The sequence below is a fragment of the Streptomyces sp. NPDC021080 genome, assembly GCF_044333225.1.
In the GTDB taxonomy this organism is placed as follows: Bacteria; Actinomycetota; Actinomycetes; order Streptomycetales; family Streptomycetaceae; genus Streptomyces.
The window spans coordinates 414,004-440,318 of sequence record NZ_JBIRQM010000007.1; the positions used below are offsets into that span (position 1 = coordinate 414,004).

Sequence of the window (26,315 nt, forward strand, 5' to 3'; positions counted from 1 at the left end):
GTTCCCCCATGCCCGCTGGTTAGACTCGCTGTCATGTCTGGCCAGTCGCTGCTCGTACCAGGGGAGCTTTCTCCCACCCGCCCCGTGCCGGGAAACATCAGGCGCCCCGAGTACGTCGGAAAGCCCGCGCCCACGCCGTACACCGGACCGGAGGTGCAGACGCCCGAGACGATCGAGGCGATGCGCGTCGCCGGGCGGATCGCCGCGCAGGCGATGGCCGAGGCCGCGAAGCTCATCGCGCCGGGCGTGACGACCGACGAGCTGGACCGGGTGGCGCACGCCTACATGTGCGACCACGGCGCCTACCCGTCGACCCTCGGCTACCGCGGCTTCCCCAAGTCGCTGTGCACCTCGGTCAACGAGGTCATCTGCCACGGCATCCCCGACTCCACGGTGCTGCGCGACGGGGACATCGTGAACCTCGACGTGACGGCGTACATCGGCGGCGTGCACGGGGACAACAACGCGACCTACCTGGTCGGCGACGTCGACGACGAGTCGCGGCTCCTCGTCGAGCGGACCCGGGAGTCGCTCGACCGCGCGATCAAGGCGGTCAGGCCGGGGCGCCAGATCAACATCATCGGGCGCGTCATCGAGTCGTACGCGAAGCGCTTCGGGTACGGGGTCGTCCGCGACTTCACCGGGCACGGGATCAACTCCTCGTTCCACTCCGGGCTGATCGTCCCGCACTACGACAATCCGCACGCGACCACCGTCATGCAGCCCGGGATGACCTTCACCATCGAGCCCATGCTCACGCTCGGCACGCACGACTACGACATGTGGGACGACGGCTGGACCGTCGTGACGAAGGACCGCAAGCGCACGGCGCAGTTCGAGCACACCCTCGTCGTCACCGGCACCGGCGCGGAGATCCTCACCCTGCCGTAGCCCCCTTCCGCAGCCGCCGCGAGTCCCCGGACCCGCCGAAGTCACCGAACCCGCCCTGTCCGCAGGGCGGGTTTTCGCATGGGGTCGCGGCCGCGGATCGGGGTACGGTTTTACCGACAGGACGTCGGGAAAGCTCTTGACTTAGGTAAGCCTAACCGCAGAAGATTCGACTGATCCAGCAACGGCTCGCGCCCTGCGCCATCGGCTCCGGAGGCCCCATGAACGCGTCGGACACGTCGGACCAGACGAGCACGCCGGACACCACGGGCCCGGCGGCCACCCCGTTCTCGACGCTCATCCGCACCGCGTCGCACGAAGCGCACACCGAGGCGGAGTCCTCGACGTTCATGAGCGACCTGCTCGGCGGCCGGCTCGGGGTCGAGGCGTACGCGCGCTACACCGAGCAGCTGTGGTTCGTGTACGAGGCGCTGGAGGCGGAGGCCGGGCGGCTGGCCGCCGATCCGGTGACCGGGCCCTTCGTACGGCCCGAGTTGCTGCGCCGGGCCGCACTGGAGCGCGACCTCGCCCATCTGCGGGGACCCGGCTGGCGCGGCTCGCTCAGCGCGCTGCCCGCGACCCGCGCGTACGCGGACCGGGTCACGGAGTGCGCCCGCGCGTGGCCGGGAGGCTATGTCGCCCACCACTACACGCGCTACCTGGGCGACCTCTCCGGCGGCCAGATCATCCGCGACAAGGCCGAGCGGACCTGGGGCTTCGGCCGCAAGGGCGACGGCGTCCGCTTCTACGTCTTCGAGGACATCCCCAACCCGGCCGCGTTCAAGCGGAGTTACCGCGAACTGCTGGACGGGATGCGGGCCGACGACCTGGAGAGGCAGCGGATCGTGGCGGAGTGCAAGCGGGCCTTCGCCCTGAACACCGGGGTGTTCAGGGCCCTCGGCGAGGAGTTCCCGCTGACCGCGTGAAAGTTCGCCCCGGGCGCGGGTTCGGGGGGCGGGGGTCGGGCTCCGGGCGCCGGAGCGCTCCGGGCCCGTGTCCCCGTCCCCACCCCGCCCCGCCCCGCCACCGGGGAAGGGGCCTACTCGGTTCGTGCGTCCGCGCGCCGGTGGGGGCAGGTCGCGCAGTTCCCCGCGCCCCCAAGGGGCGCGGGCGTGGCCCCGGGTTTCAAGTGGACCGCCCCTGAAGGGCGTGGGCGCGGCCCCCGGTTTCGAGCGGACCGCCCCGAGGGGCACGGACCGGCCCTGGCGGGCGTCGGCTCAGCGTTCCAGGCGGACCCGGCCGCCGATCTCGACCCAGTCGCCCGGCTGCGGCGCGGTGAGGATCTGCGAACCCACGCCCTGGGTGATGTTGAGGGCGCGTCCGAGCTGCTGGGTCAGCAGCAGCGCCGCCGCCCCGGTGGCCTCGTCCTCCTCGATGCCGTCGTTGCGGCCGGGGAAGCCGCGGGCCCGCACCCGGCCGGCGGCCTCGTCCTCCCAGGCCCAGGCGTAGATCCACTCCCCCGACGGCGGCACGGCCAGCGCGTCCACCTCGGCCGCGGTCCCGTGCCGCCGGAGCGTCCGCGGCGGCGCCCACTCGGCGCGCGCCTCGATCCAGCTGAACTCGCCGTCCAGCCGGACCCCCACCACACCGGCGGGCGTGACCAGTTCGGGCACATCGAGAAGCCAGCCCACCCCGACGCAGGGGTATCCCGCGAACGGCAGCCGCTGCGACGGGGTGTAGATGTCGATGACCCCGCGCTCGGGGTCGTCGACGAACACGGTCTCGCTGAAGCCGAGTTTCGCGGCGAACTCCTGTCGTTCCGCGCGGTCCGGCATCACCGAGCCCTCGCGCACGACACCGAGTTCATTGCCATACCCGCCGCCTGGTCCGCAGAAGACCCGCAGCACGTCGTAGTCAGTCACTCCGGCATTCAAACATTCATCCGCCTGATCGGCGGCCCACACGAGCGGACCGCCCGCTTCCGAAAGCCGGGCCGCCCGGACGAATCCCTCCCTTGACCTTTCCTTGACCTTTCCATGGGGTTCGTTTTGAGTCGTCGTGATCAAGCCGTTCCTGTACGGCATCTGTGAGAGCTGAATCACCGCATAGGTGGGTATCACTGAGGCAAGCCTCAGATAAGTTAGGCCAGCCTCACCATGCCGAACGGGCCCCGCCGTGCGGCTTGTCCGACTTCTCTTGGAGCCTGCATGCGAGCCGTCCGACTGTCCGTCGTCACCGCTGCCGCCACCGCGGCCGCCCTGGCCGCCGTCACGGGTTGCACCCAGAAGAGCGACGCGAAGAACGGCGACGCGATCCAGGTGACGGCCACCGACACCGCGTGCAAGGTGTCCAAGAAGGAGTTCCCCGCAGGACACGTCCAGCTCGACATCGAGAACAAGGGCTCCAAGGTCACCGAGGTCTACCTGCTGTTCCCGGACGACCGGATCGTCAGCGAGCGCGAGAACATCGGCCCCGGCACCAAGCAGAAGGTCACCGCGGAGGTGAAGGCCGGCGCGTACACGCTCGTCTGCAAGCCCGGGATGAAGGGCAAGGGCATCCGCCAGGCGGTCAAGGCCACCGGCGGCGGCACGGTCGCCAAGCGCGACCCGCGCCTGGACAAGGCCGTCGCCGCCTACCGTGAGTGGGCGCAGTCGGAGGCCGACGCCACGATCCCGAAGGTGAAGACGTTCGCCGACGCGATCAAGGCCGGCGACCTCGAGGCCGCCAAGAAGGCCTACGCCCCCTCCCGCGTCGGCTGGGAGAGCACCGAGCCGATCGCCGAGTCCTTCGGGGACATCGACCCCAAGACGGACACCCGCGTCAACGACCTGGAGAAGGGCCAGAAGTGGACCGGCTGGCACGCGCTGGAGAAGGCCCTGTGGGCGGACAAGAAGATCGGCGCTGAGCAGAAGACCCTCGCCGACCAGCTCGTCACCGACCTGACCGACTGGCAGAAGCGCGTCGGCAAGGCCGAGATCACCCCGACCTCCATGGCCAACGGCGCCAAGGAGCTGCTCGACGAGGTCGCCACCGGCAAGGTCACCGGCGAGGAGGACCGCTACTCGCACACGGACCTCAGCGACTTCAAGGGCAACGTCGACGGCGCGCAGAAGGCGTACGAGCTGCTCAAGCCGGTCGCCTCGGAGAACGACGCGGCGCTGACGGCGGAGCTCGACAAGCAGTTCGCCGCGCTGAACAAGCTGCTCGACACGTACCGCACGGACAAGACCTCGGACGGTTTCGTCTCGTACGACACCGTCGGCAAGGCCGACCGCAAGAAGCTCTCGGACGCGGTCAACGCGCTCGCCGAGCCCCTGTCCAAGCTCGCCGCCGCCGTCGTGAAGTAGGAGCAGCGCCATGACGGACATCCAGGACAGCACGCAGGGCGCGGACGGCGCCGAGACTGCCCTCGCGGGCTCCGCGCCGACCCGGCGTTCCCTGATCGGCTGGGGCAGTGCCGGGCTCGCGCTCGGTGCCGCCGCGGCCGGCGGCGCCGTCGCGATGACGCGCGCCGGCAACGACGTCGACCCGGTCGGTGCCGACACCGGTGCCGCCGTCCCCTTCCACGGCCCGCACCAGGCCGGCATCGCGACGGCGGTGCAGGACCGGCTGCACTTCGCCGCGTTCGACGTGAAGACGGACGACCGCGCCGAGTTCGTCCAGCTCCTCAAGGACTGGACGCAGGCCGCCGCCCGTATGACCGCCGGACACACGGTCGGCGAGGGCGCGTACGGCGGTCTGGCCGAGGCGCCGCCGGACGACACCGGTGAGGCGCTCGGTCTCAAGCCGTCCCGGCTGACGCTGACCATCGGCTTCGGTCCGTCGCTGTTCACGAAGTTCGGCCTGGCGGACCGGCGGCCGGAGGCGCTCGTCGACCTCCCGGCGTTCCCGGGCGACAACCTGGACAAGGCCCGCAGCGACGGCGACCTGTGCATCCAGGCCTGCGCGGACGACCCCCAGGTGGCGGTGCACGCCATCCGCAACCTGGCCCGGATCGGCTTCGGCAAGGTCGCCATCCGCTGGTCGCAGCTCGGCTTCGGCAAGACGTCCTCGACGACCCCCGAGGCGCAGACCCCGCGCAACCTGATGGGCTTCAAGGACGGCACCCGCAACATCGCGGGCACCGAGACCGCGCGGCTGGACAAGTTCGTGTGGGCCGGCGAGAAGGACAACGGCGCGAACTCCGCCTGGATGAGCGGCGGTTCCTACCTCGTCGCCCGGCGCATCCGGATGAACATCGAGACCTGGGACCGTACCTCGCTGCAGGAGCAGGAGGACGTCTTCGGCCGCGACAAGGGCGAGGGCGCCCCCGTCGGCAAGGCCAAGGAGCACGACAAGCCGTTCCTGAAGGCGATGAAGCCCGACGCGCACGTCCGGCTCGCGCACCCCGACTCCAACGGCGGGATCACGATCCTGCGCCGGGGCTACTCCTTCACCGACGGCACGGACGGTCTCGGCCGTCTCGAGGCGGGCCTGTTCTTCCTGGCCTACATGCGTGACGTGCGCCACGGGTTCATCCCGCTGCAGCGCAAGCTGTCGGCCTCGGACGCGCTCAACGAGTACATCCAGCACGTGAGTTCGGCGGTCTTCGCCGTCCCGCCCGGCGTCCGGGACAAGGACGACTGGTGGGGCCGGACGCTGTTCTCCAAGGAGGCGTAACCGTGTTCAGCAACTACCTGATCGGTCTCCGCGAGGGCCTGGAGGCCAGCCTCGTCGTCTGCATCCTCATCGCCTACCTGGTGAAGACGGAGCGCACGGACGCCCTCAAGCCGATCTGGGCCGGCATCGCCGTCGCGATCACCGTCGCGTTCGGTTTCGGCTGCGCCCTCGAGTTCGGCTCCCAGGAGATGACGTTCCAGGCCCAGGAGGGGCTCGGCGGTTCGCTGTCGATCCTCGCCGTCGGCCTGGTGACGTGGATGGTCTTCTGGATGCGGCGCACCGCCCGGCATCTGAAGTCCGAGCTGCACGGCAAGCTGGACGCGGCGCTCGCCATGGGAACGGGCGCGCTGGTGGCGACCGCGTTCCTGGCGGTCGGCCGGGAGGGCCTGGAGACGGCCCTGTTCGTGTGGGCCTCGGTGCACGCGGCCAGCGACGGCACCCCCCGCCCGCTGATCGGCGTGGCGCTGGGCCTGGCCACCGCGGTCCTGCTCGGCTGGCTCTTCTACCGCGGCGCGCTGAAGATCAACCTCGCCAAGTTCTTCACCTGGACCGGCGGCATGCTGGTCGTCGTCGCCGCGGGCGTGCTCGCGTACGGCGTCCACGACCTTCAGGAGGCCGACTTCATCCCCGGTCTGACGAACCTGGCCTTCGACATCAGCGGCACGATCGACCCGACGAGCTGGTACGGCACCCTGCTGAAGGGCGTCTTCAACTTCCAGCCCGACCCGACCGTCCTTCAGGTCACGGTGTGGGCCCTGTACTTGGTGCCGACGCTCACGATCTTCTTCGCCCCGGTAGGGTTCGCCTCCGGGAAGAAGAAGGTGAAGGCAGCTGATGCGCAGGGATCGCACGGATCGCAGCCCTCGAAGGCCTCGTAGTCTCGGCCGTCTCGCCCTGGCGGCGTCGACGGTGACCGCGCTGTGGGCGGCGGCGAGCGGCTGCGTGGTGGTGCACGGCGAGCGGGAGGTCGTGCCGGCCACGACCCGCGCCGACGCCGCCCGCGCGCTCGCCGACTTCACCGCCGCGTACAACAAGGCGGACGCGACGTACGACCGTTCGAAGGACGCGGACCGGGTGACCGGTCCGCTCGCCGCCATAGACGCCGCCAAGCTGAAGGCCGGCCGTGCCGGCAACCCGGGCGGCAATCCCGCGCATTCGGCGCTGACGTTCGGCGACGCCCGGTTCTCGATCCCCGCGAAGGCGGGCTGGCCGCGCTGGTTCGTGGCGGACGCGACGGCCAACAAGGGCGTCCCGGGCAGCCGTTGGCTCCTCGTCTTCACCCGGGACAACGCGCGCGAGCCGTGGCAGGCCTCGTACCTGACGGTCCTGGGCGCCGGTGCCGTACCGAAGTTCGCGACGGACGCCGGCGGCTGGGCGCAGCCCGTCGCGGCCGACGACCCGGCGCTCGCGGTCGAACCGCGCGGACTCGGCCGGTCGTACGCGACGTATCTGAAGACCGGCGGCGACACCTTCGCCGCGGGTGTCCACACCTCGCAGTGGCGGGCCCAGCGCGAGAAGTACGCCAGCCGGCCCGGCCTCGCCCGGCAGTACATCGACGAGCCGCTGACCTCGGGCGACTACGCGCCGGTGGGTCTTCGCACGGCGGACGGCGGGGCGCTGGTGTTCTTCGCGACCCACCGCTTCGAGAAGGAGACCGCCGCCGCGGGCACCGAGATCCCCTCTCCCGGCGCGGACGTCCAGGCCCTGACCACCGGCGAGATCGGCCAGTCGCTGACCCTGGAGTTCGTCTCCAACCAGGTCGTCCTGGACCCGCCGAAGAGATCGGGCGGGGGACGGGTGTCCGTCCTCGGCCGGGTCGAGGGGCTGACGGGCGCCAAGGGCGAGTAGCCCGTCCCGTGGTTCCCGCGCCCCGGGCGGGGGCTCAGCCCCGGTGGGGCCAGGCGGCGAGCTGGTCCGCGTCGCTGCGGCCGACGTGGCGGGCGCATTCGTCGGTCAGGATCTCCAGGAGCGTGAGCGGGTCCGGCAGCGCGTGCTCGGGGCCGCGCACCCAGTCGACGCCCAGACCGCCGGGCAGCCGGGCCGGCGGCACGAGGACGTACGAGCCGCGGCAGTGCCAGCGGAAGCCGGGGTGTTCGTCCATCGTCTCGGGATGGCAGTCCAGCTCGCAGGGCCACCACTCGTCCTCGTCCTCGGGGGTGCCGCGGGTGAGGGTGAAGAAGAGCATGCGTCCGTCGCCGGTCTCCGCGACGGGCCCGACCTCGATGCCGGAGGCGAGCAGGCGCTCCAGCGCCTCGCGCCCGGCGTCCAGCGGCACGTCCAGGACGTCGTGCACCATGCCGGTCGCGGTGATGAAGTTCGCCTTCGGCTGGTGCCGGGCCCAGCGCTCGATCTGGGCCCGGTCGGTCGTCGACTGGGTCTGCCAGGCGAAGGAGACGGGGTGGCGCGCGGGCGTGGGGCAGCCGACGCGGTCACAGGAACAGCGGTATCCGGAGGGGTACGCGGCCTGCGCGAGCGGCAGCCCCGCGGCGGCGGCGGCGAGCAGCAGGGCCTCACGGCCGTCGGCGGTGGTCTCCGCCGGGGCTTTGGGCCGGCGTCCGCCCAGCCATTTCGAGATCCTGTCCCACGTGCCGGAGCGGCGGCCGAACTCTGCGCTCATCTATCCCCTCGCCTCACCGTAGTGCACCTCGTCCTTGCCCCATGGTCCCACCATCCTGCGCCCCGGGTGGCCGGAGCCGACAACCGGGGTAGGTGGGGCGATGCGTCCGCCAGGCCCTGATCAGGTGTTATTGCATGATGTGAGGTGATTTGGCAGGCGCTCGACGAGGGCGGGATCACGATGCGGGCGGAGCGGTGTCCCCGGGCGGCGGCCAGGCGTCGCCCCACTCGGCGTCGCGGGCCGCCTTGTACAGCGGCCCGTGGCGCTTGGTCACCGTCTCCCGGCGCAGTGCCTCGTCCCGCTCGCACAGGTCGAGCAGCACCTGTCCCTTGCGGATCTGCGGTCTGCGCACGATGCGCGAGGGCGCCGGGGCGGGCGGGAAGCGGGTCGCGGCGACATAGCTGAACTTCTCGTCCTCGTACGCCAGCGAGCCGCCCTTGACCTGGCGGTGCAGGGAGGAACGGGCGACCCGCGCGGAGAAGTGGCACCAGTCCTGACCGGGGACGATCGGGCAGGCCGCGCTGTGCGGGCAGGGAGCAGCGACGTGGAAGCCGGCGCCGGTCAGCCGCTCGCGGGCGGCGAGGACCCGGGTGTAGCCGTCGGGGGTGCCGGGTTCGATGATCACGACGGCCTGCGCGGCGCTCGCGGCGGCGTCCACGACAAAGGCGCGGTCGTCCTCGGTGAGCTCGCCGAGGACGTACGACACGGTGACGAGATCGGTGCTCTCGACGGTGAGCGCCGCTCCGATACGAGAGCGCTGCCACACGGCGCCCTCCAGTTCCGGGTTGGCGGCGGCGATCTCACGGCCGAGCGCGAGGGCCGGCTCGGCCCAGTCGAGGACGGTCACCGGGCGGACGCCCGCCCAGGTGGCGTTCACCGCCCAGGTGGCCGCGCCGGTGCCGCCACCGATGTCCACGTGGCTCCCCGGCACCCAGTTAGGCGCCGCGTCCGCGAACGCCTCCAGCGCCGCGCAGACCGCCTCGAACGTCGCGGGCATCCGGTACGCGGCGTACGCGGCCACGTCCGAGCGGTCCCGCAGGATCGGCGTGTGGGTCGGGGTGGTCCCCCGGTAGTTCGCGATCAGCCGCTCGACCGCCTGCGCGGCGGCTTTCGGCGGCAGACCGTCGAGCAGTCCGGCGAGGGCGCTGCGCAGGATGTCGGCGGGGGGTACGGGGGCGTTCACGGCCCGATTCTCTCAGGTGCCGCGCACCCCCCGTACCGGCCGGGCGGTCTCCCGGGCGCCCCCGCGCCGCCCGCCGTCGCGCGATCCCTCAGGCGCCGCGCACCGCCCTCCGCAGCCGGGTGGCCGCCGCCGCCCGAGGCGCGTTGTCCGCCGGGCGGCGCCGGGGGTGGACCGTGTTGGCCAGCAGCACCAGGAACGTGTCCGTCGCCGGGTCGAGGACCAGGGAGGTGCCGGTGAACCCGGTGTGGCCGGCCGCGCCGTGGCCCGCGAGGGTGCCCATGAACCAGGGCTGGTCGAGGGCGAATCCGAGGCCGGGCGGGGTGAGGAGGAGTTCGACGAAGTCGGGGCCGAGGATGCGGGCGGGGCCGTACGAACCACCCGCGAGCAGCGTGCGGCAGAACACGGCCAGATCGCGCGCGGTGGAGAACAGTCCGGCGTGACCGGCCACCCCGCCGAGCGCCCAGGCGTTCTCGTCGTGCACCACGCCCCGCAGCATGCCCCGGTCCGCCTTGGCCCACGGCCGCCGCTGGTCCTCGGTGGCCGCCGCGCCGGGACAGGGTCCGAAGGCGGTGGCGTTCATCCCGAGGGGACGGGTGATGCCGTCCCGGACGAGGACGTCGAGCCCCCGGCCGGTGACGCGTTCCAGCACGTACTGCAGCAGGAGCAGGTTGACGTCGGAGTAGCGGTACTCGCCCGGCGGTGACGAGGGGGCCTCCGCCCGCAGCAGCGCCAGCCGGGCCGTGTCGTCCGGGCAGTCGTACAGCGGGAGTTCGGGGCGCAGCCCGGAGGTGTGGGTGAGCAGCTGCCGTACGGTGACGCCGTGTTCGCGGGCCGCGCGGAACTCCGGCAGGTACGCGCCGACGCGCGCGTCGATGCCCAGGGTGCCGCGCTCCAGCTGCTGCACCGCGGCGACCGCCGTGAACAGCTTGGTGAGGGAGGCCAGGTCGAAGGGCGTGTCCACGGTCATCGGCACCCGTGTCCGCGGCGGCAGTTCGACCCCGGTGTCCTTGTCCTTGTCGTGGGCCGCGTAGCGCACGGCCCAGCCCGTCGCCTCCTCGACGGCGATGACCGGGCCCCGTCCCGCGACCACCACGACGCCCGCGGCCCACGGGTCCGTCCCGCGGGTGAGGGCACGGACCTCCTGGACCAGCTGCCGCAGTTCACCGGAGTCGAGTCCGGCCCGTTCCGGCGTACCGGTCCGCAGTCTTGGTGCGCTCAGTTCTCCGCCCCTTTTCCGTTCGAAGTGCGGTCGGTCCGCCGAGGACGGCACAGTCCCACGAAGCAGCCGACGGCCACCAGTGCGGCCACCAGCTGGACAACGGCCATCGGGACGGCGGTGTGCTCCCCGGCGACGCCGACGAGCGGGGAGGCGACCGCCCCGATGAGGAAGGAGGAGGTGCCGAGCAGCGCGGAGGCGGAGCCGGCCGCGTGCCGCACGCGCATCAGGGCGAGTGCCTGGGTGTTGGGCAGGGTGAGGCCCATGGCGGACATCAGCACGAACAGCGCGGCGGCGACCGGGGCGAGCCCGACCGGGCCGAGGGCGCCGGTGGACATCAGCAGCAGCGCGGTCGCGGCGAGGACGACGAGGGCGAGGCCGGTGGCGAGGACCTTTTCGAGGGCGACCCGGCCGACGAGCAGTTTGCCGTTGACCTGCCCGGCGATCACGAGGCCGACGGAGTTCGCGCCGAAGAGCAGGCTGAAGGTCTGCGGGGAGGCGCCGTACAGGTCCTGGATCACGAACGGGGAGGCCGAGATGTAGGCGAAGAGGGCCGCGAAGGAGAAGCCGCCGGCGAGCGTGTACCCGGTGAAGGCGCGGTCGGCGAGCAGCCGGCGCATGGCACGCAGTGCCTCTTCGACGCCGCCGCCGTGCCGGTCCGCGGGCCTCAGGGTCTCGGGCAGCTTCGTCCAGACGAGGGCCGTCAGCGCGATGCCGACGGCGGTGAGGACCACGAACACGCCCCGCCAGTCGGTGAAGCGCAGGATCTGTCCGCCGATGAGCGGCGCGACGACGGGGGCGACGCCGGAGATCAGCATGAGGGTGGAGAAGAAACGGGCCATCGCCACGCCGTCGTACAGGTCGCGGACGACCGCGCGGGCGATCACTATCCCGGCCGCGCCGGCCAGCCCCTGGACGAGACGGAAGGCGACGAGGAGGCCGATGCCGGGCGCGAGGGCGCACAGGGCGGTGGCGAGGACGTAGACGGCGAGGCCCACGAGCAGCGGCCGACGGCGGCCCCACCGGTCGCTCATGGGTCCGACGACGAGCTGCCCGAGCGCCATGCCCGCGAGGCACGCGGTGAGCGTGAGCTGCACGGTGGCGGCGGGGGCGTGCAGGGAACCGGTGACCTCCGGCAGCGAGGGGAGGTACATGTCCATCGCGAGCGGGGGCGTGGCGGTGAGCCCGCCGAGGACGAGGGTGACGAGCAGTCCGGTGCGGCCCGGGGCGCCGGGGCCGTCGCCCGCTCGGGCCACGGCGGCGGATCGCGCCTGCGCGGCGGATCCCGCTTCCGCGCCGGATCGCGCCTCGGCGGCCGGTGGCGATGCCTCCGCGACCGCCGGTGCCGTGCCCGTGGTCCCTGCCTCCGGTATGTGCCCTCGCGGGTCTTCCTGGTCCCGCGCGGTGCGGCCACGCTCGGGCATGTGCCCCCCTCTCCGAAAGATGCGGCCCCTATGCTCTCAGTTCGGACAGCGGGTTCGAAGTCACGGATCAAGGGGCGGGCATGACGGGCGAGCGTGAACGCGTGCGGTGGGGGATTCTGGCGACCGGCGGGATCGCCGCGGCGTTCACGGCCGACCTGGTGGACATGCCGGACGCCGAGGTGGTGGCCGTCGCCTCGCGGTCGGACGCCCCGGCGAAGGCGTTCGCGGAGCGGTTCGGCATCCCGCGGGCGTATGGGGACTGGGCGTCGCTCGCCGCGGACGAGGACGTCGACGTCGTGTACGTCGCCACGCCGCACTCGGCGCACCGGGTGGCCGCCGGGATGTGCCTGGAGGCGGGACGCCATGTGCTGTGCGAGAAGGCGTTCACGCTGAACGCGCGGGAGGCCGGGGAGCTGGTCGCGCTCGCCCGCAGCCGCGACCGCTTCCTGATGGAGGCCATGTGGATGTACTGCAACCCGCTGGTCGGACGGCTGAAGGCACTGGTCGACGACGGGGTGATCGGTGACGTGCGCACGGTGCAGGCCGACTTCGGTCTGGCGGGGCCGTTCCCGCCCTCGCACCGGCTGCGGGACCCCGCGCAGGGCGGCGGCGCGCTGCTCGACCTCGGCGTCTATCCGGTGTCGTTCGCGCAGCTGCTGCTCGGGGAGCCCTCGGACATCGTGGCGAGAGCGGTGCTCTCCGACGAGGGCGTCGATCTCCAGACGGGTGCGGTGCTCTCCTTCGAGAGCGGCGCTCTGGCTTCGGTGCACTGCTCCATCAACGGCGGCACCCCCGTCGCGGCCTCTGTCACCGGCTCCGCGGGCCGCATCGACGTCCCGGGCGGCTTCTTCTTCCCGGAGCACTTCGTCCTGCACCGCGACGGCCGCGAGCCGGAGACCTTCCGCGCCGACCCCGCCTCCGGCCCCCGCAACAGCCTCAAGCACGAGGCCGCCGAGGTGATGCGTGCCCTGCGCGCCGGCGAGACCGAGTCCCCGCTCGTCCCGCTCGACGGCACCCTCGCCGTCATGCGGACCCTCGACACCATCCGGGAGCGCATCGGCGTCCGCTACCCCGGCGAGGCGACGGCGTAGAAGACCGACAGCGGCCGACTGTCACGTACGGGGAAGCCCGGCGGTTCACCAAGGAATGGTCAACGCCGCAACCTGCACATACGGAAGCTGACTATCCGGACCATATAAGCCGTTGATGCGCTTATGCTCGTCATCTCCCCCATCAGAGCTTCACAGTTGAAGCACACGACTTCGGTACGGCCACGGTCCACTCCGAGGGGGGAGGTGACAGTCGCTCCGCGGCCCGGGTGGGGGCCGACCTCGCGCGGGACCGCGAGGCGCGCACCGGACCGCGGAGCGGCTGTCCCGTCATCGGTCCCGGCGGCGCCCCTGCGTCTCGGCGGACTCGGCCGTCTCGGCCGGCTCCTCGGCGGACCGGCGCCTGCGGCCGCGCAGCGCGAGCGCGCCGCCCGCGAGGAGCGCCACCGCCGCCCCGGCCCCGCCGGCCAGTCCCCACGGCACGCCGTCCGCCTTCGCGGCGGCGGCCGGAGCCGGAGCGCCCGCCGCGGCCTTGGCCTTGCGGGTGGGTGCCGCGCTCGGGCCGCGCTCGCTGAGCGGACCGACCAGCGTGCCGACCGGTTCGGCGTGCGCCCCCTTGCCGAACCCCCAGTCGAGCAACTGGGCCGTCTCCTCGTAGACGCCGCTGCCGCCGCTCTTCGGGTGCATCACCGTGACGAGCAGGGTCCGTCCGTCGCGGGTCGCCGCGCCGGTGAAGGTGTTGCCGGCATGGCTCGTGTAGCCGTTCTTCACCCCGATCAGCCCTTCGTACGGCCGCACGCCCCACGCGCCCGTCAGCAGACGGTCGGTGTTCTGGATCTGGAAGGTCTTCTTGCCTCCGGCCGGGAAGTCCGCGGTCTTCGTCGAGCAGTAGCCTCGGAAGTCGGCGTCCGCGAGACCGTGCCGGGCGAAGAGCGTCAGGTCGTAGGCGGACGAGAGCTGGCCCTTGTGGTCGAAGCCGTCCGGGCTGACCACATGGGTGTCCAGGGCCTGCAGGTCCTTCGCGAGCGCCTGCATCTCGGCGACGGTGGACGGGAGGCCGCCGTTCATGTGGCTGAGCACGTGCACCGCGTCGTTGCCGGAGCGCAGGAAGACGCCCTGCCACAACTGCTCGACGGTGTAGGTGATGCCGGGCTTGACGCCGACGAGGCTGGAGCCCGCGGGGACGTCGGCGAGGTCGGCGTCGACCACCTTGTACGTCTCGGTGCGCTCGAACTTCTTCAGCACGGCGTCCGCGAACAGCATCTTCAGCGTGGAGGCGGGCGGGAGACGCAGGTGCGCGTTGTACGAGGCGAGCACCTCACCGCTGGTGTGGTCGGCGACCAGCCAGGAACGGGCGGTGAGATGCTTGGGCAGCCCCGACGCGCCGCTCGTCTGGATCCCGGCGCGGGCCAGTCTCGCACCGCCGATCGTCGACGTGGCGTACGCGGTCGTGGCCGTCGCGGCGGCAAGGGGGACGGCGGCGGCGAGGCCCAGAGCGGCACGACGGGAGAGCCCGGAAGAATCACGCATCCCGGGACCGTACAAAGTCCGTCCGGGACGCCCGACAGCGGGGTGACAAAGAGAAGGAAAGGCGATCCCAAAGCGGGGGCAAAACAGGGCGTACGAAAACGGGCACACCCGTCGGCAGCGGCCGGAGATCCACCGGAAATACCCTTGCGGCGGGCCCGCCCGTCGGCATCGCGGGGTCACTCAACAGGGCTTTCCTGGCAGTGGGCCCTCGAAAGGCTGAGAATGGGCTGTCTGACCCAATATTGATTCCTGGGTCCGGATTCTCAGCCCTCACACATCTCTTGCTCAGCCCGGCTCAAAGGTTCCTCCCTAGCTTGTGACTGCGCCCACAGGGGGGCGCCAAGAACCTTTGAGGAACGGGATGTTTGGCATCTATCTCAAGCGTGAGCTGAGCCGGCGCAAAAAGGCGGCGCTGGTGATCGCCATGGGTCTGGCGCTCGGTATCGCGCTGGTCATCACCGTCAACTCGGTGTCGGCCGGCATGCAGCAGGCCCAGGACAAGGTCCTGAAGTCGCTGTACGGGCTCGGCACGGACATGACCGTCACCAAGGCCCAGGCGGCACCGTCGGGCAACTCGTCCGACCGCCCGAAGTTCGACTTCGACGCCAAGTCGAGCGGCAGCAAGAAGCAGAGTTCGGACCGGGTGATGACGCAGGGCGGACAGACCCTGAAGTCCTCGCTGGTCACCGAAGTGGCCGCGCAGAAGGGCGTGGCGAGCGCGGTGGGCTCGCTCAGCCTGAACGTCGTCAAGGTCGACGGCTCGTTCACCCAGGGCAAGGCGAAGTCCTCGACGTCGAACTCCCAGGGCGGCCCCGGCGGCCAGGGCGGCAGCACCGGCATGCCCCAGGTGCAGGGCGGCGGCGCCTCCTTCGACGTGAACTCCTACTCCGTCGCGGGTGTCGACGTGAGCCGTCAGGCACTCGGCCCGCTGGCCACCTCGAAGATCACCTCGGGCAAGACCTTCACCTCCGCGCAGACCTCCGCGAAGGTCGCGGTGCTCAGCAAGTCGTACGCCAAGGAGAACAAGTACAAGGTCGGCTCGACGCTCAAGATCTCCGGTACCAAGTACAAGGTCATCGGCATCGCGACGCCCGACAGCAGTGAGTCGACCACCGACGTCTACCTGCCGCTGAAGCAGGCCCAGACGCTGGGCGACGCCAAGAACAAGGTCACCACGATCTACGTCAAGGCGACCGACTCGAAGCAGATCTCCACGGTCAAGACGACCATCCAGAAGAACATCTCCGGGACGACCGTCACCACCTCCGCCGACCTCGCGGACACCGTCTCCGGCTCGCTGTCCACCGCCTCGAACCTCGCCACGAACGTCGGCAAGTGGCTGTCCATCGCGGTCCTGGTCGCCGCGTTCCTGGTCGCGGCGCTGCTCACCTCCTCCGCCGTATCCCGCCGGGTGCGCGAGTTCGGCACGCTGAAGGCACTCGGCTGGCCGTCCCGCAGGGTCACCCGGCAGGTCGTCGGCGAGTCGATCGTGAACGGTCTGCTCGGCGGCGCCCTCGGCATCGCGCTCGGTCTCGGCGCGGCCTACACCGTCACCGCGATCAGCCCGAAGCTGACGGCGGAGCTCGGCTCCACCGGAGGCAGTGGCGGCCCCGGCGGCATGGGCGGCCCCGGCGGGCCGGCGGCCTCCGCGGCCAAGAACACCGTCGACATCGCCCTGTCCGCGCCGGTCTCGGTCACCACCATCGCGCTCGCCGTGGGCCTGGCCGTCACCGGCGGTCTGATCGCCGGCGCGATGGGCGGCTGGCGCGCCTCCCGGATGCGCCCGGCGGACGCGCTCCGCAGCGTCTCCTGACCCACCCCGGGCACACCCCCCGAGTCGGGGCGCCGCGTCCACTCCCCCGGGACGCGGCGCCCCCACCCACCCTTCGTCCTCGGAGAACCAACATGTACAAGCTCACCGGCGTCACCAAGCGCTACACGCGGGGCAAGGAGACGGTCGAGGCCCTGCGGGGCGTCGACCTCACCATCGAGGACGGCGACCAACTCGTCATCCAGGGCCCCACGGGCGGCGGCAAGTCGACGCTGCTCCAGATGATCGGCGGGCTCGACCGGCCGACCTCCGGTTCGGTCGAGCTGGACGGCGTGGACCTCGCCGGCATCAGCGAGGCCAAGCTGACCCGGCTGCGGGCCGAGAAGATCGGCATCATCTTCCAGTCGTTCAACCTCATCCCGACGCTGACCGCGCAGGAGAACGTCGAGACCGCGCTGGTCCCGCTCGGGGTCAAGCCCGCCGAGCGGCGCGAGCGGGCCGCCGAGGCGCTGCGCTCGGTCGGTCTCGGCGAACGGCTCACGCACGTGCCGACCGAGCTGTCCGGCGGTCAGCAGCAGCGCGTCGCGATCGCCCGGGCGCTGGTCAAGAAGCCGAAGGTGCTGCTCGCCGACGAGCCGACCGGCAACCTCGACGAGGGCACCCGTGACGACATCATGGGCCTGCTCGAAGGGCTGTGGCACGAGTACGGGCTGACGTTCGTCATGGTCACCCACGACTCGTCCATCGCCCGCCGCGCACCGCGCCTCGCGACCATCAGGGCCGGGCAGATCACCCTGACCGAGCAGGGTGCCCGCCGGGCCGTCCCCCAGGGGGCCGGACACCCGGCCCCGCAGCAGCAGTTCACGCCGCAGGAGTACGCGCAGGCGCAGTACACGCAGGAACGGTACGGCGCCGCCCAGGGCCACTGAGCCCCACGACGGCCCCCGGCTCCCCGCCCACGCCCCTCTTCGCGCCCCCCGGCCGCTCACCGGACCTCGGTGAGCGGCCTCCCGGCGTTCACGCCTGGCCGGTCTCGAAGCGGCTGATCCTGCCGCCGTCGTCGACGGTGAAGCTCCACCGGGTCTTCATCTCGCCCCAGGTGTCGTTGCTGTACCGCACGAGGAGGGAGCGCCCGCCGGCGGACTCGCTGTCGACGTCCATGTGGCCGCGCGAGGAGAAGATCTCCCGGTCGGTCCAGTCACCGAGGTCACGGTCGGCGCCGTCGTCCGCCATGGTGGCGCCCGGCGCGAGGAGCGCCTCGAAGGCGGCCCGGTCATGGGCGTTCACCGCGGCGACGAAGGCCCGGACGGCCGGGTCGCTGAGTCTCGTTACCTGAATGGTCATGGGAGTCACCCTCACACCGGCTCCCCGCACCCGCCACCCGAACGGCGGCGCGGGCCCGCCGGTCCCGTCCGATCGGTGCGACGGTGGACACCCGGGAGGAAACCGCTGCCGCCGACTGGACTGGGAGTCACCGTGACCTGCATCGACCGGCGTGACCTGGGACTGCTGCTGCTCCGTCTGAGCACGGGCGGTGTGCTGGCCGCGCACGGAGCGCAGAAGCTGTTCGGCTGGTTCGGCGGCGGTGGCATCGAGGGCACCGGACAGGCCATGGAGGCCATGGGGTACGCGCCCGGGAGGGCCAGTGCCACGGCCGCCGGTCTCGCGGAGGCCGGCGGCGGCACCCTGCTGGCACTGGGCCTGGCCACCCCCGCGGCCGGTGCCGCGGCGGCCGGCGCGATGGCGGGCGCGGCAGCGGTGCACGTACCGAACGGGTTCTTCGCGATGAACGGCGGCTACGAGTACACGGCCTCGCTCGGCCTGTCGGCGGCGGGCCTCGCGGTGACGGGTCCGGGCCGGCTGTCCCTCGACCATCTGCTGGGCCACGCCGTGAACCGCGGCTGGATGGTGCCGATCGCGCTGGGTACGACGGCCGCGGTCACCGCGGTCGTCGTGGGCATCCGGAACAACCGGGTGCGCACGGCGCGGGAGGGCAAGCAGGAAGCCCTGTTCGACGAGTAGGAGTCGGCCCCGCGGACCCCGGGGAGGCTCGCCCCATGACCCGTCACGCCGCGAGCGACCCCCGGGCCGGACACACCGGCACCGACCCCGCCGGACACACCGGTCCCGATCCCGCAGGGCACACCGCCACCGGCACGGCCGGGCACATCGCCTCCGGTCCCGCCGCGCACGCCGGGACCGGCACGGCGTCCGGGCGCACCCGGGACGCCGACGGCGTGGATCCCTGGCCGACGATCGACCGGGCGCACGGCGGCCGGGAGGGGCTGCTGCTGCGTGTCCTGAAGCTGTCGGAGGAGGTGGGCGAGGTCGCCCAGGCGGTCATCGGCGCGACGGGCCAGAACCCGCGCAAGGGCGTGAGCCACACCTGGGACGACGTCCGGTCGGAGCTGTGCGACGTCGTGATCACGGCGATGGTGGCGCTGCGCACCCTCGCGCCGGACGCGCGCGAGGTCTTCGCCGCCCGTCTGGCGTCCGTCGCCGACCGTTCGCTCGGCGGTCCGCCGACACCCTGACACGGCACGGCACTTCACCACGCCACCCCAACACCCCGCCACCGCAAGGCACTTCATCGCATCACCCCCTGTCCGGTGCGCGCCCGTTCCTGATCGATTTCCATTCGATTGTGTTTGCGAAATGCCCGTTCCTTTGACATCGCGGCTGAATGCGCGGAGCGCGATCCAAGGGCCCCCGCATCACGCTACCGTTGACCTCCGTCACGGTGTCCCTTGCCGTGACACGGGGGTTTGGGGGGAAAGTGACGACGATTCTCTTCGTCCACGGAACGGGCGTCCGATCGAGACGTGAAAAGGAAGCGCTCGACCGCATCGAGGACGGTTTCCGTCATGCCCTGCCGGACACGACGGTGGAGACGTGCTCCTGGGGTGACGCGCTGGGCGTCGCCCCGGCCGGCGCGTCGGCGGAGGAGGACGGCACGGGGGACGCGGCCGACCCGGCGCCTCCGGACGGCTTACGTGTGACCTGGTCGGACGCGGAACGAGCGGTGTGGGCCCGGCTGTACGACGACCCGTTGTTCGAGATCCGGCTGGCGGTGTCGGCGGAGCCCGGCGACGCGTCCGCCGTTTCACCGAGGGTTCTGGAACTGCTCCTGTCGCGCATCCGGAAAGCGTCCGACGAACCCGCTGTCCAGGCGTCGATGCCGCCCGGGGAATCCTGGGACCAATTGCGTGAAGCCGTGGCGGAGATGCTGCGGAACACGGAATTCACGGCGGCTCTCCCTTTTCTCGCCGCCAGGAAATCCCACGACCTCGTCGCCCGTTGCCTGACAGCCTTCCATGTCCGGGTCCGCGAGCGGGACGGCAGCACCGTGGTCGTCTCCGCCATGGAGCGTGACGCCCTGTGGCGCGTCCTCGAGAAGTGCCTGGGCTCCGCGCCCCTGGGCCTGGGCGACAGAACCCGCGCCGTGGCCTGGTCGACGGCGCAGCACATGGCGCGGCCGGTCGTCCGGCGCCATCGCGGCCGGCTGCTCACCGGGGCGACGCCCGCCCTCGGCGACATCCTGCTCTACCAGGCCCGCGGCGGGCCCTTGCGGACCTTCCTGGCCGAGCGGGTCAGGGAGATCGCCGGCCCCGTGGCCCTGCTCGGACACAGCCTCGGCGGGGTGGCGTGCTTCGAGAGCCTGGTGGCCCACGACCTGCCCAACGTACGGCTCCTGGTGACCGTCGGCAGCCAGGTGCCGTACCTCCACGGCCTGGACGCGCTGGCCACCCACCGCCTCGGCGCGCCCCTGCCGGACCACTTCCGGGCCCGGTGGGTCAACGTGGTCGACCCGGAGGACCTCCTGGCCTTCACCGCGGAGGACGGCTTCCGGGGCCGGGTCACGGACGTCGAGGTCGACACCCGGGAACCCTTTCCCCGGGCGCACGGCGCCTACTGGACCACCCCGCAGGTCTACGAGGCGGTCCGCGCGGCCGTCGAGGAGCGCTGAGGTGGCGATACGCGCTCTGGTGGTGTGTCCGGAGACGTACGAGGGCTCGTCGCTGCGGGAGCTGCCCGGCTCGGCGGCCACCGGTGCCCGCTTCGCCTCCTGGCTGTCGAACCACGTCGAGGAGCCCTGTTCCGTCACCCTCCTGACCAACGCCGACCGGTTGCCCGACGAACCGGGCACCGGCGCGGTGTCCCGGCAGCGGGCCGAACTCGGCACGCTGTCGAACCTCTTCCTCCGACCGGGCCCCCTGGACGAACTCCGGGAGGAGGACGCGTTCGTCCTGTACTGGCTCGGCCACGGCGCGATCGGCCGGGAGAACAACCGCCACCGTCTGTACGTGTCCCACAAGGGGTACGTCGAGCTGGAGGATCTGGAAGCCCGTATGGCCGGCCCGGGCAGGCCCAGGCGCCTGCTCTTCGTGGTCGACGCCTGCCGGGAGGGCGACGCGGGAGCCGGCGGTGACGCCGGCGGCCAGATGCTGGTCACCGCCAAGGACGCCGTACCGCACCCGGACTGGAACGGACTCGTGCTCTACGGCGCCCGCCACGGCGAGCAGGCCCTGTTCGACGACCAGGGCGGGATCTTCACCCGTCGGCTCGTCGAGGCCCTCGGGACGCTGCCGCGCGGCGGCCGGCTCGACCTCGCCCCGATCGAGCGGACCGCCGTGGACCTCGAAGCACGCTTCCGGGAGGCCTACGAGCAGGACGATCCCGACTACGGCCAGATACCCACGCACTACTGGATCTCCCAGCGGGGCCGGACGCTCGTGGACAAGGACTTCCGGCCCGGCATGGCGGTGACACACCGCCAGGCCCACCAACTGCGCATGCTCCTCAGCGAGGCCCGCCTGACCGCCCAGGAGGAGGGCGAGGTGTGGGACTGGCTGGACACCTTCGGCCCCCGTATGCAGGACGACGACCTGCCCCTGCCGGAGCTGGCGGTGCACATGACGCAGCTGCCCCACCGCTCGGACGGCAGCCACGGCATCACCGGACTCTGCGCCGTTCTGGCCCGGATCGAACGCCTGCGGGACGGCGTCCACGACTGGTACGGCCCCTTGGCCGCCGACAAGAAACTGCCTCCTCTGCCCCGGGAACACCCGGACCTTCCGCCGCCCCGGCCGCAGGCCCACCTGGTCATCGACCTGGAGCGGCTGGACGAGATCACCCACGGCAGCGCCGCCGTGTCCGGCCGGGATCCCCAGGAGCCGGGCTACCGCGCCCAGGCGTGGTTCTACACCGGGTCCAGGCGCCGCCGAATCGTTGTTCCGCAACGAACCTGGTACAAGGACGAGTTCGCCGCCCTCGTCGAGCAGATCTACGACGGGGCCCACGCCAAGGTCCGCTCCGAACTGCACAACGCCTGGGTGGAGTTCATCGTCGAGCGGGACCTGTTCGGCCACCGGTTCGACACGATCCCCAGTTTCACCGTGCCCAGCGGGAAGCCGCCGCTGCTGGGGGACAACGCCCCGGTGGTGCTGCGCGACCGCTGGCGAAACCTCGGGGGCCCGCGGACGCTGAACTGGGCCCGCCTGGGCGCGATGCTGGACTCCGTCCCCGCGGCACGGCTGAAGTGGCTGGACTGCGCCGTGCCGTGCGCACCTGGACGAGAGCAGCCCGCAGGGACGATCCGCGCCATGGAGTACGCCTTCACCGCGCAGGACGCGAAGGACGTGTGCGCCGGGATCGTGCTCTCCCGCCCCCTGGAGGCCGGCGCGTCCTCCGACATCGTCGGCACGGCCCTCAACAACGGCGCCGTCCTGGCCATCTGGCCCGACCGGTCCGCCGGCGACTGTGTGCGCGGCGGTGACGGCGGTGCGCTCTGCGACAGCACGCTGGTGCGCGAGAGTCTGCTCCGGCAGCTCAAGGGCCGTCCCCTGCGCGACGTACCAAAGATCATCTTCGACCTGCGCTGCGAAGGAGGCGACGAGGCCGAGGTGTTCCGCGACGTGGTCGTGCTCTTCGACGATCCACGTCGTTCTCCTTTGGCACGGACCCCGGTGGCCATGCCGTGACCGGGGTCCGGTCCGGCGAGCGGAAAGGAAGAACGATGACGGAAGGCCCGAGCGCCGCTTCGGAGGCCCCCGACTGGTGGGTCTACCGCGGGCATTGGCGTTCCTCCTGGAACACCGCGACCGCGCCGCCCGCCATCCCGGAGCCCCCGCCCTGGCGTTCCTTCGGCCTGTCCGCGCTGGTGGCCCCGGACCAGGAGGCCCGGCTGCGGGAGCGGGATCCGGATCACCTCAGCCTTCCGGTGCCTCCGCCCGGCTCCGCGGGCGAGCAGGCGTGGGACGACCGGGTGGCGGTCTCCTACCGCGGCGACCGCGAAGTGCACGAGTTGGTGAACGCCGCCATCCAGCTGCGCCGCCCCCTGCTGGTCACCGGCCCGCCCGGCACCGGAAAGACCACCCTGGCCTCCTCCGTGGCCCGGGAACTCGGTCTGGGTCCGGTGCTGCGGTGGGGCATCACCAGCCGCTCGACCCTGCGCGAGGGGCTCTACGACTACGACGTGCTGGGCCGCCTGCACGACATGAACCTGCGCAACGGCTCGGCCCTGAACCGCAGGGGGAGCAAGGGCAAGGGCGAGGACGACAACATCGGGCAGTACATCAGGCTCGGCGCGCTGGGGGACGCCCTGCTGCCCCGGCGCCGGCCCCGGGTCCTCCTGATCGACGAGATCGACAAGAGCGACGTGGACCTCCCCAACGACCTGCTGCACGTCTTCGAGACGGGGGGATACGAGATCCCCGAGCTGCGCCGGATCGCCGACTCCCCGGTCCGGGTGCTCAGTTGGGACGGCAACGACCGGGCACCCGTGCACAACGGACGGGTGCAGTGCGCGCAGTTCCCCGTCGTCATCCTCACCAGCAACGGTGACCGCGAGTTCTCGCCGGCCTTCCGCCGTCGCTGTCTGTTCCTGGTCCTCAAACGCCCCGAGGGAGAGCGCCTCCACGAGATCCTCCGGGCCCATGTGCCTCAGCTACGGGACCTGTCCCAGGTCGAGGACGTCCTGAAGTGCTACGACCGGCTGACCACCGACGGCCGTCAGCTGTCGCCCGACCAGCTGATCAACGCCGTACGCCTGAGGCTCACGACCCAGTTGGGGCCGGAGGACATGGAGACCATCGCGAACGCGGTGTTCCACCCGCTCTCCGGGGCGTGACGCGATGAACCCCGAGTTCGCGAGGGTACTGCTGGACTGCGACGCCGGGATCGGGATGGAGGAGATCCTCGACGTCGCCTGGCTGGCCGCACGGCTACCCGCGGTGAACTCGGCCTGGGGTGAGGGGCGTCCGGACACGGGACACGGGTCCGCGGGTCCGGGGGGCGACGGCGCGGGCGGGCACGAACGGCGGGGATCCGAGAATCCGGCGGCCGCCGGCGGGCCTCTCTCGGTGCCCGTCGCCCCGCACAAGGACCTGGGGGTGTGGCCGCGTACCGCCGAACCCGCGATCACCGAGATGGGCGGGTTCTCCAGCCGTGTCGTGGCGCCGCTCCCCGCTCAGTGGCTGCCCCGCCGGTCGGAGCTGGGCAACGCTCTGCGCCCGCTGCGGCGCACCAGCCCCTCGCCGGTGCGGACCGTGGTGGACGAGGAGCTGACCGCCGAATGGGCGGCGGCGACCGGCATGGTCGTGCCCATGGTCACGGCCGCCGAGGAGCCGCACTACGACCTCGCGCTGGTGTGCGACACCACGCCCTCCATGAAACTGTGGACACCGCTGGTCCGCGAGATGGGCCGGGCCGCAGCCCGGTTCGGCGCCTTCCGGTCGGTGACCGTACGCCGGCTGGACTCCGACGCCGCCCTGACCACGCCGACCTCCGCCGGTGGCGGCCGCGCCGGTCTGCGCACTCTGCTGGCACCCGACAGCAGGCGCGTGATCGCCTTCGTCACCGACGGCGTCGGACGCGGCTGGCACGACGGACGACTGGCCGCGCAGGTCCATCTGCTCGCGGCGTACGGGCCGGTGGTGATCGTCCATCTCCTCCCCCGCCACCTGTGGGGGCGCACGGGTGTCTCCCCGCTGCCGGTGTCCTTCCCTCCACAGGCGGAGGGGACGGGGACCGGGTGGTCCGTTCCGCCGGCCCAGCGCTTCAGTCCGGCCGGCTGGTCGCTGCGGGACCTGTGGCCCTCCGGCCGTCCGCCCGGCGGCGGACGGCCGCACGCCGTCCCGGTGGTGCCGCTGGAGCCGGACTCCCTCAACCGATGGGCCTCGTTCGTGACCGGTCCCCGTGCCCGCGCCGTGACCGCGCCGGCCTGGGTGGTGACGTCCGGGCCGGACGACGGGCCGGACGGCGCCGGACCCGCCCCGGACATCACGGACGAATGTCCCGTGGACGAGGAGGAGTTGCTCGACGATTTCGACGCCACCGCCACCCCGAGGGCCCGGCGGCTGCTGCGCAGCCTGGCCGCGGTGCCCCTGAACCTGTCCACCATGTGGCTCACCCACATGGTCACCAGCCAATGGCGCAGGGAACCCTACGACCCGGCACCGCTGGCCGAGGTCTTCTTCAGCGGTCTGCTGCGGCCCAGACCCGTACCGGACGGCGGGCACGACGGAGAGCCTTCCTACAAGTTCGTCGGGGACACCCGGCAGACGCTCCTGGAGGGCATGGACCGGGTCGAGGCGGTGCGGACCTTCCAGACGGTCTCCGCCTATGTGTCCACGACGATGGGCCGGGCCGCGCTCGCCTTCCCCGCGCTGCTGGCCTCGCCGCGCGACGTCAGGCTCGTCGGGCAGATCGACCCGGAGACGCGTCCGTTCGCGGAGGTCGCGGCCCGGATCCTGAGGGGGCTCGGGCCCGCCTACGGCGAAGCCGTGCGCCGTATCGAGGCCGCCGTCGCCGAATTCACCGACGGCCTCGGCGCATCCGGTGCCTCCGGCTCGCCCGACCCATCCGGCTCGCCCGGTCCGTCCGGTCCCCCCGGCTCGCCCGGCGCCGCGCAGGCCGCCGCGGTGCCTCCCGCTCCTCCGATCCCCGCTTCCGCGCCTCCCGGGCCCGATCCCGCCCCTCCGCCCGTCATCGACCGGTCCCTGTTCCCGGAGCTCGCCCTGGCGATGGCTGCTCCCGCCCTCACCGAGGAGGACCCGGTACCGGCCGGGCGACCGCCGCTCGTCCCGGCGGCCGCCTTCACCGGCGCCGAGAGGGACCCGGCACCGTCCAAGGACGCGCCGCACCGGGCCGCGCGGCAGCGAAGGCGCACGATCGCCGTCCTCGGGGCGGCGAACAGCGGCAAGACCACGTTCCTCGCCGCGGCCTCGCTCGCCGCGACGACGGCCCGGCCGGGGCTGGGCCGCTGGAACATCGTCGCCGAGAGCGAACGGGCCGAGAACTTCCTGGTCCAGCAGACCAACGCCCTGGCGGTGGTGCGCCGTTTCCCCGAGGCGACGATGGGCCCGACGGCGTTCTCGTACGTCTTCCGCGCCGAGGTGAGCGAGGGGCGGCGCGCCGAACGGATCGACTTCGCGCTGGACTTCTGCGATGTCGGGGGCGGCGAGTTCCGGCGGGAGAACTACGGCCGCAACCATGTCCTCGACGCGCACCTGGGACGCGCCGGGCACCTGGTGATCCTGCTCGACCCGCTGAGCCGCGGCGGTCAGGCCGAGTTGCTGGTTCCCCATCTGCAGCGGCTGGCGCAGGAGTTCCACGAGGGCGGGCGGCTGATCGGGGGACGTCTGCCCCACCACGTCGCCTTCTGCGTGACGAAGTTCGACGACCCCGCCGTCTTCCAGGACGCGCGGCGCGGCAACTGGGTCGGCCAGACCTCGCAGGGGGACCCGTGTGTGCCCGCCGCCGACGCCGCGGACTACGTCGCCTGGCTGAGCCGCCGTTCGGCGGACGTGGCCGGGGCCAGGAACCTGGTGCTGGAGCACTTCCTGGCACGACGGGTGCGGTGGTACGCGGTGTCGGCGATCGGTTTCCACCGCACCCGCGACGGGTTCCTCGATCTGGACGACTGCTCGAACCAGACGTACGACGAGAACGGCCTGAGGGCGCTGCGGGGTCCGGCCCGGCCGCTGAACGTGCTGGAGCCCCTGATCGCTCTGGGGCGGGCGTCGGGAGGCATCTGAC

General features: G+C 72.1%; 22 protein-coding genes. 15 read left to right on the forward strand and 7 right to left on the reverse strand.

The window, feature by feature from the left end; translation table 11 throughout:
- Positions 1-33: 33 nt before the first annotated feature.
- Both map and ACH4S8_RS20075 read left to right on the forward strand, forming a co-directional pair.
- On the forward strand, positions 34-891 hold the full coding sequence (gene map / locus ACH4S8_RS20070; RefSeq protein ID WP_398395722.1) for a type I methionyl aminopeptidase: 858 nt from the start codon (positions 34-36) through the stop codon (positions 889-891).
- 218 nt (positions 892-1,109) lie between these two features.
- Complete coding sequence (locus ACH4S8_RS20075; protein ID WP_398395724.1) at positions 1,110-1,814, forward strand: heme oxygenase (biliverdin-producing); 705 nt, start codon at positions 1,110-1,112, stop codon at positions 1,812-1,814.
- A 291-nt stretch (positions 1,815-2,105) separates the two neighbouring features.
- On the opposite strand, the gene ACH4S8_RS20080 is transcribed toward ACH4S8_RS20075, so the two are convergent.
- Positions 2,106-2,750 (reverse strand): PhzF family phenazine biosynthesis protein, encoded by a 645-nt coding sequence (locus ACH4S8_RS20080; RefSeq protein ID WP_398395726.1) that lies wholly within the window; start codon positions 2,748-2,750, stop codon positions 2,106-2,108.
- Positions 2,751-3,035: 285 nt separating this feature from the next.
- On the opposite strand from ACH4S8_RS20080, the gene efeO reads away from it, so the two are divergent.
- Genes efeO through ACH4S8_RS20100 form a run of 4 tightly spaced genes read left to right on the forward strand, consistent with a single transcriptional unit; the run spans position 3,036 to position 7,335 of the window.
- A complete protein-coding gene (gene efeO, locus ACH4S8_RS20085) occupies positions 3,036-4,175 on the forward strand; it encodes an iron uptake system protein EfeO (protein WP_398395728.1) in 1,140 nt (379 codons plus the stop codon).
- 10 nt (positions 4,176-4,185) lie between these two features.
- A complete protein-coding gene (gene efeB / locus ACH4S8_RS20090) occupies positions 4,186-5,487 on the forward strand; it encodes an iron uptake transporter deferrochelatase/peroxidase subunit (protein ID WP_398395730.1) in 1,302 nt (433 codons plus the stop codon).
- 2 nt (positions 5,488-5,489) lie between these two features.
- A complete protein-coding gene (gene efeU, locus ACH4S8_RS20095) occupies positions 5,490-6,365 on the forward strand; it encodes an iron uptake transporter permease EfeU (protein WP_398395732.1) in 876 nt (291 codons plus the stop codon).
- Positions 6,322-7,335, forward strand: a complete 1,014-nt coding sequence (locus ACH4S8_RS20100; RefSeq protein ID WP_398395734.1) for a hypothetical protein — start codon at positions 6,322-6,324, stop codon at positions 7,333-7,335. The genes efeU and ACH4S8_RS20100 overlap by 44 nt, the downstream gene beginning before the upstream one ends.
- 34 nt (positions 7,336-7,369) lie before the next feature.
- On the opposite strand, the gene ACH4S8_RS20105 is transcribed toward ACH4S8_RS20100, so the two are convergent.
- The 4 genes from ACH4S8_RS20105 to ACH4S8_RS20120 all read right to left on the reverse strand — a co-directional run bounded on the left by ACH4S8_RS20105 (position 7,370) and on the right by ACH4S8_RS20120 (position 11,927).
- The gene (locus ACH4S8_RS20105; RefSeq protein WP_398395736.1) at positions 7,370-8,104 is read right to left on the reverse strand and encodes a bifunctional DNA primase/polymerase; all 735 of its coding nucleotides are present in this window, start codon (positions 8,102-8,104) and stop codon (positions 7,370-7,372) included.
- A gap of 175 nt (positions 8,105-8,279) precedes the next feature.
- Complete coding sequence (locus tag ACH4S8_RS20110; protein WP_398395738.1) at positions 8,280-9,287, reverse strand: small ribosomal subunit Rsm22 family protein; 1,008 nt, start codon at positions 9,285-9,287, stop codon at positions 8,280-8,282.
- Positions 9,288-9,375: 88 nt separating this feature from the next.
- Positions 9,376-10,557 carry a serine hydrolase domain-containing protein gene (locus ACH4S8_RS20115; protein ID WP_398395740.1) on the reverse strand — a complete coding sequence of 394 codons (1,182 nt, stop codon included), beginning with the start codon at positions 10,555-10,557 and terminating at the stop codon, positions 9,376-9,378.
- Entirely contained in the window at positions 10,503-11,927 is a 1,425-nt protein-coding gene (locus tag ACH4S8_RS20120) for a multidrug effflux MFS transporter (protein WP_398395742.1), read from the reverse strand. The genes ACH4S8_RS20115 and ACH4S8_RS20120 overlap by 55 nt, the downstream gene beginning before the upstream one ends.
- Positions 11,928-12,007: 80 nt before the next feature.
- Between ACH4S8_RS20120 and ACH4S8_RS20125 the strand changes: the two genes are divergently transcribed.
- Entirely contained in the window at positions 12,008-13,018 is a 1,011-nt protein-coding gene (locus tag ACH4S8_RS20125) for a Gfo/Idh/MocA family protein (protein ID WP_398395744.1), read from the forward strand.
- Between the two features lie 288 nt (positions 13,019-13,306).
- On the opposite strand, the gene ACH4S8_RS20130 is transcribed toward ACH4S8_RS20125, so the two are convergent.
- Positions 13,307-14,506, reverse strand: a complete 1,200-nt coding sequence (locus tag ACH4S8_RS20130) for a D-alanyl-D-alanine carboxypeptidase family protein (RefSeq protein ID WP_398395746.1) — start codon at positions 14,504-14,506, stop codon at positions 13,307-13,309.
- A 361-nt stretch (positions 14,507-14,867) separates the two neighbouring features.
- Here ACH4S8_RS20130 and ACH4S8_RS20135 point away from each other — a divergent pair, with 361 nt between their 5' ends.
- Both ACH4S8_RS20135 and ACH4S8_RS20140 read left to right on the forward strand, forming a co-directional pair.
- Entirely contained in the window at positions 14,868-16,319 is a 1,452-nt protein-coding gene (locus ACH4S8_RS20135) for an ABC transporter permease (protein WP_398395748.1), read from the forward strand.
- Positions 16,320-16,411: 92 nt separating this feature from the next.
- Complete coding sequence (locus ACH4S8_RS20140; protein ID WP_398395750.1) at positions 16,412-17,206, forward strand: ABC transporter ATP-binding protein; 795 nt, start codon at positions 16,412-16,414, stop codon at positions 17,204-17,206.
- Positions 17,207-17,294: 88 nt separating this feature from the next.
- Here the strand turns inward: ACH4S8_RS20140 and ACH4S8_RS20145 are convergent, their stop codons facing one another.
- Positions 17,295-17,621, reverse strand: coding sequence for a nuclear transport factor 2 family protein (locus tag ACH4S8_RS20145; protein WP_398395752.1), 327 nt, complete (start codon positions 17,619-17,621; stop codon positions 17,295-17,297).
- Between the two features lie 132 nt (positions 17,622-17,753).
- Between ACH4S8_RS20145 and ACH4S8_RS20150 the strand changes: the two genes are divergently transcribed.
- From ACH4S8_RS20150 to ACH4S8_RS20175, 6 genes are all read left to right on the forward strand, one after another.
- Positions 17,754-18,299: a DoxX family protein gene (locus ACH4S8_RS20150; protein WP_398395754.1), complete on the forward strand. Its 546-nt coding sequence runs from the start codon at positions 17,754-17,756 to the stop codon at positions 18,297-18,299.
- Positions 18,300-18,514: 215 nt separating this feature from the next.
- Complete coding sequence (locus ACH4S8_RS20155) at positions 18,515-18,811, forward strand: MazG-like family protein (RefSeq protein WP_398395925.1); 297 nt, start codon at positions 18,515-18,517, stop codon at positions 18,809-18,811.
- Positions 18,812-19,053: 242 nt separating this feature from the next.
- Positions 19,054-20,244, forward strand: coding sequence for a hypothetical protein (locus ACH4S8_RS20160; protein ID WP_398395756.1), 1,191 nt, complete (start codon positions 19,054-19,056; stop codon positions 20,242-20,244).
- Position 20,245: 1 nt separating this feature from the next.
- On the forward strand, positions 20,246-22,258 hold the full coding sequence (locus ACH4S8_RS20165) for a caspase family protein (RefSeq protein ID WP_398395758.1): 2,013 nt from the start codon (positions 20,246-20,248) through the stop codon (positions 22,256-22,258).
- Positions 22,259-22,293: 35 nt separating this feature from the next.
- The gene (locus tag ACH4S8_RS20170; protein WP_398395760.1) at positions 22,294-23,406 is read left to right on the forward strand and encodes an AAA family ATPase; all 1,113 of its coding nucleotides are present in this window, start codon (positions 22,294-22,296) and stop codon (positions 23,404-23,406) included.
- Between the two features lie 4 nt (positions 23,407-23,410).
- Positions 23,411-26,314 carry an SAV_2336 N-terminal domain-related protein gene (locus ACH4S8_RS20175; protein WP_398395762.1) on the forward strand — a complete coding sequence of 968 codons (2,904 nt, stop codon included), beginning with the start codon at positions 23,411-23,413 and terminating at the stop codon, positions 26,312-26,314.
- Position 26,315 lies beyond the last annotated feature (1 nt).